The sequence below is a fragment of the Pseudalkalibacillus hwajinpoensis genome, from assembly GCF_015234585.1.
Taxonomy (GTDB): Bacteria; Bacillota; Bacilli; order Bacillales; family Guptibacillaceae; genus Guptibacillus; species Guptibacillus hwajinpoensis_B.
On sequence record NZ_JADFCM010000004.1, the window covers coordinates 36,878 to 49,263 of the forward strand.

11 protein-coding genes are annotated in these 12,386 nt (G+C 39.0%); 2 read left to right on the forward strand and 9 right to left on the reverse strand.

Annotation, left to right across the window (positions count from 1 at the left end):
• Positions 1-39: 39 nt before the first annotated feature.
• From IQ283_RS09800 to IQ283_RS09825, 6 genes are all read right to left on the reverse strand, one after another.
• Positions 40-1,407 carry a sensor histidine kinase gene (locus IQ283_RS09800; RefSeq protein WP_194220011.1) on the reverse strand — a complete coding sequence of 456 codons (1,368 nt, stop codon included), beginning with the start codon at positions 1,405-1,407 and terminating at the stop codon, positions 40-42.
• Positions 1,404-2,069: a response regulator transcription factor gene (locus IQ283_RS09805; protein WP_194220012.1), complete on the reverse strand. Its 666-nt coding sequence runs from the start codon at positions 2,067-2,069 to the stop codon at positions 1,404-1,406. Before IQ283_RS09805 ends, IQ283_RS09800 begins: the two co-directional genes overlap by 4 nt.
• Before the next feature lie 12 nt (positions 2,070-2,081).
• Positions 2,082-4,865, reverse strand: a complete 2,784-nt coding sequence (locus tag IQ283_RS09810; RefSeq protein ID WP_194220013.1) for an ATP-binding protein — start codon at positions 4,863-4,865, stop codon at positions 2,082-2,084.
• Positions 4,865-6,106, reverse strand: coding sequence for a metallophosphoesterase family protein (locus IQ283_RS09815; protein WP_194220014.1), 1,242 nt, complete (start codon positions 6,104-6,106; stop codon positions 4,865-4,867). The genes IQ283_RS09810 and IQ283_RS09815 overlap by 1 nt, the downstream gene beginning before the upstream one ends.
• A 179-nt stretch (positions 6,107-6,285) precedes the next feature.
• Entirely contained in the window at positions 6,286-7,536 is a 1,251-nt protein-coding gene (locus tag IQ283_RS09820) for an ABC transporter permease (RefSeq protein WP_194220015.1), read from the reverse strand.
• Positions 7,529-8,425: an ABC transporter ATP-binding protein gene (locus IQ283_RS09825; protein ID WP_194220016.1), complete on the reverse strand. Its 897-nt coding sequence runs from the start codon at positions 8,423-8,425 to the stop codon at positions 7,529-7,531. The genes IQ283_RS09820 and IQ283_RS09825 overlap by 8 nt, the downstream gene beginning before the upstream one ends.
• Before the next feature lie 146 nt (positions 8,426-8,571).
• On the opposite strand from IQ283_RS09825, the gene IQ283_RS09830 reads away from it, so the two are divergent.
• Positions 8,572-8,757 (forward strand): YhzD family protein, encoded by a 186-nt coding sequence (locus IQ283_RS09830; protein ID WP_194220017.1) that lies wholly within the window; start codon positions 8,572-8,574, stop codon positions 8,755-8,757.
• Between the two features lie 122 nt (positions 8,758-8,879).
• Here the strand turns inward: IQ283_RS09830 and IQ283_RS09835 are convergent, their stop codons facing one another.
• Together IQ283_RS09835 and IQ283_RS09840 are read right to left on the reverse strand one after the other, a co-directional pair.
• Positions 8,880-10,361, reverse strand: coding sequence for an aldehyde dehydrogenase family protein (locus tag IQ283_RS09835; protein ID WP_194220018.1), 1,482 nt, complete (start codon positions 10,359-10,361; stop codon positions 8,880-8,882).
• Between the two features lie 164 nt (positions 10,362-10,525).
• Positions 10,526-11,377 carry a Cof-type HAD-IIB family hydrolase gene (locus tag IQ283_RS09840; RefSeq protein WP_194220019.1) on the reverse strand — a complete coding sequence of 284 codons (852 nt, stop codon included), beginning with the start codon at positions 11,375-11,377 and terminating at the stop codon, positions 10,526-10,528.
• A 196-nt stretch (positions 11,378-11,573) separates the two neighbouring features.
• Between IQ283_RS09840 and IQ283_RS09845 the strand changes: the two genes are divergently transcribed.
• Positions 11,574-11,795, forward strand: coding sequence for a hypothetical protein (locus IQ283_RS09845; protein WP_194220020.1), 222 nt, complete (start codon positions 11,574-11,576; stop codon positions 11,793-11,795).
• Positions 11,796-11,984: 189 nt separating this feature from the next.
• Here IQ283_RS09845 and IQ283_RS09850 read toward each other — a convergent pair whose 3' ends face one another.
• Positions 11,985-12,353, reverse strand: coding sequence for a YlbF family regulator (locus tag IQ283_RS09850; protein WP_194220021.1), 369 nt, complete (start codon positions 12,351-12,353; stop codon positions 11,985-11,987).
• Positions 12,354-12,386: the final 33 nt, after the last annotated feature.

Below are 12,386 nucleotides of genomic sequence, written 5' to 3' on the forward strand. Positions count from 1 at the left end.
AAATGTATTTACCTAGTATAGCATAGCCCTAATACATCATTAGGACCTTTCGCTTCGTTTTTTTGGCAATATAATTGAGAAAACGACACCATGGTCCAAGTTCGCCACTTCAGCTTTACCTGAGTGACGTTCAGCAATTTTCTTTACAATAGCTAGACCAATCCCAAATTGACCTTTATCCCCTTTTTGGAAAGGTTCAAACAACTGCTCTTTTTCTACCTTTTGAAACGAAATTTCTTCTCCATCATTAAACACTTCTAGTATGATGGTTTCATCCCTCTGGATTGCATTTAAGTGAATTTCGCTTTTCGCATACCTCAATGCATTTTGAACAAGATTGTCCATAGCAGTTAACATCTGTTCGTGAACAGCCATCAACTCAACATTTTCACCGGATATTGTAAACGTCACATCTTCACGCTGGTACATGAATCGTTCACGAATCTCTTCAGCAAGAACCCCAAATCGAAATGGTTCCCAGTTTCCCTCAGGTTCATCAATGGAATCTAGTTTAATATAAGTAAGCATCCCTTTTACCCTTTGATCCATCCGATCAGACTCATTTAGGATAATTGTCATTGTATTATCAAGAGAATCTGGCATCACGCCATCTTTAATGGATTGGGCATAACTTTTAATGATCATAATTGGTGTTTTCAATTCATGAGAGGCATGCTGTATAAACGTCTTCTGAGCCTTATCATACCTCATTAAGTTCTGTCTCATTGATTCAAATTGATTGGAAAGCTTCTGGAACTCTTCATCACCTTCCCACTTGAAAGGTTCTTTCCAATTGCGGTTAGCGATTTGATCGAAGCGTTCTCCGAGAACGGTTAGTGGTCTCCGTAAATACCTTGCAATCCACGCTGCAGGCAAAAGACTAAGCAATAATGCAAAAAGCAAAATAATGATAAGTCTAAACCAGAGGCGATCAATCATTTGATTACGATACGTGTCCCACATATAAGAGATAAAGTACGCTTCTTGTCCGTTAACATCTACTTTAGATATCACATAAAACAAGGATGCCTGATTATTATACGTTAACTCATAGCGCCCCTTCTCTTCTTTCTGATCAAGTGCGTTTTTACGCATTTCGATAATTACTTCATCAGGTATGGGGTCTCCCTGCAATGGTCCACTATAAAGTCTTGTAATCAACGTATGGCCAACCGAACGCTCCGCGTCTCTTCGTTCAATAAAATCTTGATCCGTTTGAGGAGGAAGTGGCCCGTCTTGATCCGGAAACGTATATCGCTGCTGCTCACTTTCAATAATCTGATATGTCTCTTCAGTTAGCGTGCCTTTAATGGAGAGAGGGTAGATCACCGCAATCACTACCCCAACAAGCAGAACAAGAATCATAAAGGAGAGCCAGATTCGTTTCGTTAAATTTAAGCGAATCATGTAATCAACCGATAACCAAGGCCGTATGACGTTTCAAGGTTCATGCGTGGCATTTTCTTTCTTACTCGTCTAATCACATCGTCAACAGCACGATCTGATCCCACATAATCATCCCCCCATACCTGAACGAGAATTTGTTCACGGGTTAAGGTTTGATTCACATGCTCGACTAGGAAAAGAATTAAATCCATTTCCTTCGTCGTTAATTCAACTGGTTCTCCTCGATCAAGTACTTTTCTCGATACCGGATCTATTTCATACTCCACAATCTCAAACCTTTTCTGGGAAGATTGTTGGTACACTCTCTTTAATAATTTTTTGGCGCGAATAATAAGTTCTCTCGGCATAAATGGTTTAGCAATATAGTCATCGCTTCCTAATTCCAATCCTACAATACGATCTAGATCCTCATCTCTCGCAGAAATGAAAATAACCGGTACGTCGTCTTCAGCTTTTATTTTCTTTAATAACTCATACCCATCTATCCCAGGTAGCATGATATCTAGAATCCACAGGTGGCAGGATTCGTGAATACTCTCGAGTGCTTCCTCGCCACTCATAAACGTTTTAACTTGAAACCCTTCTTTTTCCATATACGTTTTTAAGATTTGCACAAGATTTTCTTCATCTTCAACTAAATGTATTTTATAAACTTCTTCCATAAGATCACCTCATTAGATTGTCCCTTTTTTTGTGGAAGCTGGCGACTGATCAAGTATGTGAATCCTGTCATCTATCCCAACTGTTGTAGCTGTATGACACGTTAATAAAATAACCTGATGGTCTTTTGAAAATCTTTTAATAAATGCTTTCGCAACTTCTGTTCTTTTTTCATCAAAGTTCACAAAGATGTCATCGAGAAAAATAGGCATCTGAACTGTCGAAATAGACGCAAGCGAAAGTCTTATGCAAAGGTATAACTGCTCTGCCGTGCCTCTACTTAACTCAGACGGCTTGTATGCTCGGCCGTCCACGTTCAGCACTCGGAATTTATTACCTTCTACAGGAGGATAAATGGCTGTATAACGACCTTCTGTGATTAAGTTGAAATAGCTCTCTGCTTTCTTTATGACTGCGGGTAGACGTTCTTCCTGATACCTTGCCTTCGCCCTCGTTAGAAAATCAGATGCTACCTTCAGTACAGACCATTTCCACGCAAGAGAATTAATCTCATCTTCCTTCTGCTGACGCTGTAAGAGAAGTTCTTCGTAAGTTCCATCTTCTGTTAAGAGACGAATTTGTTCGTTTTCACTCGCAATCTGTTGATAAAGTCCTTGCTGCTTCTTCATAATAGCAGTTTCTTCGTGCTCCAGCTGTTCACGATGATAATCGATTTCTTCCACCGTAGTATGCTCCACGAACGATTCATCACTTAATTGGGAAGTAATCGTTGCGAGCTGTCGTTTAAGCTCTTGGGCTTCTTTATGAGCCTTTCCCTTCACACGAAACGCTTCCTCATTATCTTCACCTGCTAAGCGCATCAGCTCGTTCATTTCATCCTTACAGCTTTGCCACTTCTTGGTTCCCCCACCAAGCTGCTCTTCAAGTTCTTGAAGCTTGTTTGTTGCGAGGTCTATGTCTCTCATTAACTCTCTTTGTTCCTCTGCCTTCTGTAGCAATAGCTGTATCGCTTTATCAGGCTCCTGGTAGGAAACATTTGCACGCTCGCATAGTTTCTTTATTCTATCTTCAACTACCGTTAAACTGTAGTCAAGATCTTCTATTTGCTGCTGCTTTTGATTTCGTTCCTTCTGAACCTTCTTAATTGACCCAATCCTATCAAAAGCATCAAGCAACGAATCTGTAGGAATGTACTCAGGAAAAGCATGGACCGTTCTCCACTCTTTTAACTTATCATCAAGTTGATACCTTTCTGCTTCCCACAAGTCTACTTTTTCAGCTGCTTTTAAATAGGTTCGATTAAGGCGATCGACCTGGTCTTTTAATGACTCAGCTTGTCTCCTCAACTCTCTATCGCGAATAAGCACCTCATCTTCACTCTTCGTCTCAGTACTTTTAGAAGTCAATCTCATTAAAATGGCACCACCTACCACTATAGCCGCGCCTACAAAACCAAGCAGCCAACTTTCATAAATGCCAAGCACAATAACGACTAATATCGCGACAGCTATCATCCCAAACGACCACTTCTGATTAGTAGAAGACGATTGTTCTTTTTCTAATCCTTCCCGATCTTTCGGTGAAAGAAGGCGTGTTTTCAGACGATCATACTCATTCTCTTCTTTCTCCAGTTCATCTCGTGCAGAAAGAAAAGCTTCCTGAATATACTGGTATTTCTGATCAGAAAGCTGATAGGACGCCACCAATTGTTTTAGACTCTCACGTCCAGTAAAGGTCGGATAAATGGACTTAAGAACTTCTTCAGTCTGACCAAATTCCATTAGCTCTGATTCTAACGTTGTATTAAGTGAGCGTATCTCACTCTGCAGTCTCCTTCTTTCTTCTGCTCTCCCACGATAAAGTATCATTTCTTCATTCCAATAAGATACCTCTTGTAAGAACGCATTCGAATCAGGAAGCAACTGAGCGTGCTTAATATCATCTTCTAGTCGTTCTTTTCGTTTCTTTAACCCTTCTAATTCCCCAGAAAGAAGAACAGCTTGTTCTTTCCATTTATCCATTCTTATAAGTCCTTCTTCAGGAAAAGGATGAAACTCAGGAAGATTTTCGATCTCTTCTTCAAGCCTTTTTTTCTCATTCAATAAAGGAATGATATGCTTCTCACGATCAAGCTTTCGCTGCTCATTTTGGATAAATTGCAACCGCTCAGCATTTTCTTGAACTTTTATCTCTAATTCCTTTGTTTTTTTGATAAGTTCATTGTAGTTCTCATTTTTCTTTTCCCATTCGTTTGTTTTTCTCTTTAAAGACTCATAGGATTCCAGATCTTGATTAAGTTGCGGTTTTCTTCCTCCAGGCTTAAAAATTTCACCCTGCCACTTGTCAAAATTCTTTTCAATTTCAAGTAATGAAGCTCCACCGCTCATTCCTGCTTCATATAGGACTTGGTTCCACGCTTCTTCATCATAATGATGATCATTATTTAAAGTAGTAAGGTTACAAAAGAAAATTTGTCTAAAACTAGCTCGATTCATTCCTTTTAAGAGCTTCTTTAAATCATCACTATTTCCTGAAGTACCATCTCGAAAATAGATATAAAGATTATCAGAATTCCTATCCCTCGTCCGTTCAATTCTAAATGCTTCCCCACTTTCTTCTACAAAGAGACTACCTCCAAAACGCGAGAGATGATTCATTTCATAATAGTTCTCCTGCCTGCTAGGAAAACCAAATAAAACATATTCAATAAAAGAGATAAGTGTAGATTTCCCTGCCTCATTCTCTCCAAAGATAAGCTGAAGTTCAGTTGAAACGTCTTCGATTTCATAATTCTCAAATTTACCAAACCCGTAAATTGTTAGACCGAGTAACCTCATTAACTCTCACCACCTTTTGACTCAATGAGATATGTAAGTAATAGTTCTTCAGCTTCTTTTATTAATTGTTGCTCGTCTTCAATGGGATGGAGAGCTTTTCTAGCTCGTCTATGTTCAAATAGCGGAGCTAACGCTTCTTTCATTTGGGAATGCTCGTACTGATCAGAGGTAAATAAAATATCCTGTAAAAATCCATTCTGCTGTTTTAAATTCTCGCGATCCCAGAGCGGCATTGATTTTAGAGTGAATTTATATGGCCAAACAAATCCTTCGTCTTCCATTTCTCTATTTAGTTGTAGCGTCTGCAATATATCCTCTAAATGATCCCCATGTATTAACTCTGCATGTATCGGGCTACTGCCAACTAATTCAAAATTAATGAAATGGCCTCCTGTAGAGAAAGTTTCCTGATCCAAAATTTCTTCACAGTTATTTAAAAGATTTTGGATCGTATCACACTGTCCAATATCTATAATCGACTTGTGCCAGGTTACATCAGCGGTTTGATGAAAAACAAGCGATGGCTCAGAATCGCTTAACTTTACAACATAACACCCTTTTTCACCACGTTCTTTCGAATGTGCTCCTTGTATATTACCGGGATAAACAATAAGGGGCTCTTCTGATAGTATTGCTCTCTGATGAATATGCCCAAGAGCCCAGTAATCAAATTTCTTATTCATTAGTTCAGTTATTGTGAATGGAGCATAGGAAGAATGTTCTGTTTGTCCTTCTAAATTCCCATGAAGCATTCCGATCTGGAAACTCTCTTCATCTACCCTTTCGTATGAACTAACCATCTTCTCATTCACATGACGCGTCGGATAGCTAAAGCCATGAATATAAGCGATTGGCGTCTGATCTCTGTTATACGAAATCGATTCGACTTCCCCACCAAAAAAATAACTTTTATCAGGCCAAGTTAAATCAACCCATTCTCCATCTAGCGCATCGTGATTTCCGTGAGAAAGATAGCTATAAATGCCTGCCTCATCCAATCTTTTCAATTGTTGTAATAAAATCATCTGTGCTTTCAAGCTACGATAGCTACTATCAAATAAATCTCCTGCAAACAGAACAAAATCTACCCGTTGATTAATAGCAATATCAACGATTGCTCGTAATGAACGATAGGCACTTTCTCGAACAAACTCATGGATGGATTTAGGTAACTGATTTGCACCAGAAAATGGCCTGTCTAAATGAAGATCCGCGCAGTGCAGAAAGGTTACTTCTTTCATCACTCATCTCCCTTTCTAATGCTCTCTATCTCTTATTTTACCATAATCAAACGAGCGCACGTTCGCATGATTCCGCTTTTTCTCATTCAATCATTTTATACTCATCATGCGACAAGAACAAAAAGAAAAGTCCCGGAAACTCAAGTTCCGGAACTTTCTAGATTGTTAGTTGAAAGCTATTACTCACGTCGTGATAGCTTTAACGCTTTGCCTATATCTTTTAAAGAAGATGATTTCCCATACATGAGAACACCACCTCTGTAAACTTTCGCCCCGATAATTGCAAAAAACACAATCGATCCAATTAGGAGTGCAAGACTAATGGCTACTTCCCAGAATGGAATGGAGAGCATACCTACCCGTAAGAACATCACTACTGGTGTAAAGAAAGGAATGAAGGACGAGATGGTGACAAATGTAGAAGACGGCGTACTTAGTCCAAACATCGCAATAAAGAAAGCGATGATAATGAGAAACTGGACTGGCATTATCATTTGCTGAACTTCTTCTGCTCTACTAACGAGTGATCCTACCATTGCAAGAATGGTCGCATAAAGTAAATAGCCAAGAATAAAGAATACGATCGCATAAATAATGAGTGAAGCTGAAAGATTACTAAAATTAAGGAAGGATAGGAAACCTGCTTCTGCGAGCTCATCTTCCTGCATTTGCATAAAGAGGTACCCACTTGCAATAATGATCGCATATTGCGTTAAACCGAGTAAGGCAATTCCAAGTATTTTCCCAAACATTTGCTTTACTGGCGAAACGCTTGAAATTAAGATTTCCATTACTCTCGATGATTTCTCTGTCGCCACTTCCACAGCAACCATATTTCCATAGAAAATCACTGAAAAATAGATGACGAATAGAAGTACATAAACGAACACTCTTGCTTGATTTAATTCATCTTCTGTCTTTGCTCCTTTTTCGAGCGCAACTTTTTGAAACTGGACAGGTTGGTCGATTTCACTAAGCTGCTCCTGAGTAACCCCTGCTTTCTCAGCAGCAATTGTACTCTTCAATTGCTGAAGTGCTGATTCAAGAACTTGTGGAGTGACTTGTTCTGCTACTGTCTCCGCTTTATAAAGGGCCGTCGGTTCGGAATTTTCGTTTTCTTTAAGAATCAAATAGCTATCGAGATCACCCTCTTCAATAGCCTGTTCGGCTTTTTCTTCAGAGCCATCGAATTTTTCTAATACAATGTCAGATTCCATCATCTTCATTTGGTTTTCAAGTTGTGTATAATACGAACCTGTATCGATGACTCCCACTCGATCCGCTTCACTCGAATCGAAATTATCTATAATGGTCGAAAGATTTGTAATGAGAAAGATCATAAGTAGCGTAATAACCGTTGTAATAATAAATGCCTTGGACTTCAGTCGATTTAAATATGTTTGGGAGAGGACAATAAGAAATTTATTCATATGCCGCACCCACTTTCTCAATAAAGATATCGTTTAATGACGGCTCTTCTAGTTCAAACTTTCTAACAAATCCTCTGTTCATCAACTCATGTAGAACCTTCTGAGAAACTTGCTCATTTGCTATTTGAACAGTGCTATGATTCATTCCTTGCTTTATGTGATGAACCCCTTCAATATTTTCTAGAAATGTTAGATCAAAATCAACGTCAATGATAATGTTTTTCTTACCATAAGAACGCTTGATTTCTTTTAAGTTCCCAGAAACAACTGCTTTTCCTTTATGTAGTATACAAAGATGCTCACAAAGTTCTTCCACATGCTCCATTCGGTGACTAGAAAACAAGATCGTTGTTCCTGCATTCTTTAAATCAAGAACAGCTTCTTTCAACACTTCCACATTTACTGGATCCAGCCCGCTAAATGGCTCATCAAGAATGAGAAGCTCTGGCTTATGAATAACTGCTGCTATAAATTGTATTTTTTGCTGATTTCCTTTTGATAATTCTTCTACCTTTTTATCAAGATATTCTGGCACATTGAAACGATCAAGCCATATAACAATTTCTTTCTCAATATCAGCTTTCTTCATCCCACGTAACTTGCCAAGATAAATTAATTGATCTTTCACTTTCATCTTAGGATAAAGACCGCGTTCTTCAGGTAAATAGCCAATTAAATGGCTTGAATCATAAGATATTTCTTCTTTCTTCCAGCTAATCGTTCCATTTGTTTGATCAATGAGGCGTAATAACATTCGAAATGTTGTTGTCTTACCCGCTCCGTTACCTCCAAGTAACCCAAAAATCTCATTCTCAGGAATTGATAAATTAAGTCCTTCTACTGCTGTAAAAGGTCCGAATCTTTTTGATACATTCTGAAATTCGAGCATAGCTTCCCCCTTTATATTGACATTCATTACATGAAAAATAGCTTCCCAACTAGTATAACGTTTCGTTTTCTCAAAAGATTCGTTTTTTCCAAAAATAAGTGACAAGAAATTATTACATCGGTAAACTAAAAGGAGGAGGCGATAATATGGAAAAGTACATTATCACGGCATTCGAAAAAAGCGGAGAGACTGTTCTAGATGAAAGCTTTGATGCACAGGATGACAAAGAAGCAAAAAAAGTTGGCGAAGAACTCTTAAAGCAAAAAGGTTTTGAAAACCATACGGCACGAGTTGTATCCTCTGCTGGTAAATTAATCGTATTAAAAAGATAGCGCTATCATGTGTTGAATTTCTGATGATTAGCTGATCGAATCGAAACTTTGGAAGTACTTCACCTAAGAATAGAACATTAAAAAGAACCGCCCGTCCGTAAAGGACGAGCGGTTTTCTTCTGTTATTTTAAGTTAATCCAAACGCTCTTCACTTCTGTGTAATTATTTAGTGCATAGGAGCCCATTTCTCTTCCCATACCCGATTGCTTATAGCCACCGAATGGAGAAGCCGCATCAAATGCATTATAGCAATTCACCCATACAGTACCAGCTTTAATTTTGTTTGCAACATAGTGTGCGGACTTGAGGTTCTCTGTCCATAGTCCAGCAGCTAGTCCATAATTCGAAGCATTCGCTCGCTCGATTACTTCATCAAGGTCTTCAAACGGCATTGCGGCTACTACTGGTCCAAAGATTTCCTCTTTTGCAATGGTCATTTTATCATCCACATCAGAGAAAATCGTAGGTTGGACATAATATCCCTTATCGTAAGGAACCTGTCCTCCAGTAAGTAACTCTGCACCTTCATCCTGCCCTTTTGAAATATAGCTCATTACGCGTTCATGCTGCTCAGCGGATACGAGTGGCCCCATTTGAGTTTCAGGATCCAACCCTGCTCCCTGCTTGATCTTTTGACTATGACTCACTAAATCAGCCATCACATTATCATAGGCTTTCTTTTGTACGAATAGTCTTGATCCAGCACAGCAAACCTGTCCTTGATTAAACATAATACCGCTTAACGCGCCTGGTATCGCTTTTGTCATATCGGCATCTGGTAAAATAATATTTGGTGATTTACCTCCCAGCTCAAGCGTCACTCGCTTCAAATCATTCGAAGCCTGGTTCATAATATACTTACCTACATCAGTTGATCCGGTAAATGCAATTTTATCTACGTTTGGATGTTTAACTAGTGCATCACCTGCTGTTTCACCGTATCCTGGTACAACGTTCACAACGCCTTCAGGGAATCCAGCTTCCTCCATCAGCTGCGCTAGATATAGAGCTGAAAGTGGTGTTTGCTCCGCAGGTTTAAGAACAACGGTACACCCCGTCGCTAAAGCTGCTCCAAGCTTCCATGCCGCCATAAGTAGAGGGAAATTCCATGGAATGATTTGTCCAACAACCCCTAAGGCCTCATGACGTGTGTAATTAAAATATGGTCCATTAACGGGAATGGTTTGTCCCATAATTTTTGTTGACCAGCCAGCGTAGTATCTAAAGTGCTCAATCGCTAGTGGTACATCGGCATTCTGCGTTTCACGAATCGGCTTACCATTATCAAGCGTATCAAGCATGGCAAGTTCTTCTTTATTTTCTTCCATTAAATCTGCAAGCTTATAAATTAATCGGCTTCTAGCTGACGCAGACATGCGCGACCACGGACCACTGTCGAAAGCTTTACGAGCTGCCATAACGGCTTCATCAATATCTTCTTTCACGGCTTCACTAACTGTTGCAAGCACTTCACCAGTTGAGGGGTTTAGGGTATCAAATGTTCTTCCTGATAACGAATCCTTCCATTGACCATTAATATAAAGTTTTTTCGTTCCTTTCAGAAATTCAGTCACCTTTGGATTCAAGTCGAGTAATTTTTGCATACTATCCCTCCAGAATTCAAAATTATCAAACATTATACATATTAGCGGTTTTTTCGTGAAAGCCTTTTCATTTCGTTAAAATGATTCAAAAGTAACATAAAAAACGCCTTCATTCCCCATAAATCGTCAGGGTTCGATGAAGGCGTCTTTATTCTCTTTAACCATTACCTTTTTAATTGAACTCGCATTTGTCTTCTAAAAACTTCTTTAACCATGTAGGATACGCCCTGTTGATCATTTGACCGGGTTACCCAATCCGCAAGTCGTTTTAGCTCATAAGAAGCATTTCCCATCGCGACACCAAGGCCTGCTTGACGAATCATTTCAGCATCACAATCCGCATCGCCAATTACCACCATTTGATCGACAGATACTCCTAATTTCTCTCCTAAAATGCGCAATCCTTTTGCTTTTGAGACGCCTTTTGGAATGATCCCAAAATTACATTTTGTCGATCGAACAACCGATATAGAAGGAATCCGCTCTTCTAACAGGAGACGGGCTTCCTCTCTTTCTTCTTCATTAAAGAAATGAGCGTCAATTTTCGGAGGGGATAAATCTTTCTTTTCGAGATACTCACTTAAGGTTTCAACAAAGTTCACGGGGTAGAATAATGGATCTCCTATTCCGAGCGTCATTTTAGCAGATAAGTAATGATTATGCTTTACGCGATTACCAACGGCTAATCGTTCATGAATAATGCGAATATGGCAGTCAAATCCTTCAAGGATCTTAACAATGTCCCGAACATCTTGATTGGGTATTCTCTCTTCATAAACCGGTTCTTCAACCTCTTCAGCAATAAACGCGCCGCTATGAGTAACGAGCATTACATCATCTAACTTCACCGCCTTTGCAATTTTCTTAGCAGATGCAAAGTTGCGACTAGTCGTTAGCGTAACGTATACTCCCTTTTCTCTCACATAGCTAATAGCGTCCTTTGTTTCCTTATCAATTTTATGATTGGATCTAAGCAAAGTCCCATCAATATCTAAGGCAAGAAGTTGATAGACCATTCGGATCCCTCCTGTGTAAAAAGTAGTCCTTATAACACTTATCTCTATGACTCGTAATTCTTGTCTTATCACTTAAATTTATGATAATGACATGTTTGGATGAATTTGGCGTTTAGAATACGGACACCGTGGGAAGTTTTAATATGAAACTAGTTTATTACAAATAGATTACAAATAACGAAAGGGGTTTTTACTTATGACCAAAGGAAAAGAGAGAATCAGGTTTGACTGCACAGGAGAATTCAATGAACCACACATTTACAAATGCTCTGAATGTGATCATGAATTTCGAGGTACTATTGGAGGAAATGAGAAAAGAGAACTTCAATTAAATTGTCCTGAGTGCGCCATTGAAGAAACGATCATTTCGCAACCAACTCAATTTGAAGTTGTTGGCGTGATAGAGAACGCTTCATAGTCCTTATTTTTTATATTTTAATACCAGCTCTCTCATTTTGTGCTTATTCGATTGAAGCATTTGTTTCACTCGAATAAACCCAAAATCGCACAGCAACTAAGGTTATACGCTAACTTACTTCTTATGAACAATTAATCGGTACTATGAATACAAAAAACGGTTCACCCAATTGGGTGAACCGTTTTTGCATTATTGCTGAACGTCTTCTTCAGGGCTACCGTAAAGGTCCTCTAGAGGCTTCGTTACGATTTTGTTGATGTCCTGAATAACCTGGCTCATGCGCTGCTCTTGTTGCATCAACTGAGAAATCACTTCATGCTGCTGAACAAGTTCAACTTGTTGTTGAGCCGTTTGAGCTTCTTCCTCTGTGATCTGTTGACCACTCATTTGCTTTTGTTGAAGCTCCATTTGCATGTTACGGAAGTTATCAAAAAGTTTCTTTGCTACTTCATCCTGGTTTACCTGATCATATAATTCTTTAAGCTTTGTGTAGTCCTCGTGCTCACGCATTGCGCTTTCTAATTCGTATGCTACGTCGTAAAGATTTTTCTCTGCCATTGTATATACCTCCTTAGTAAATGAGGATTATTT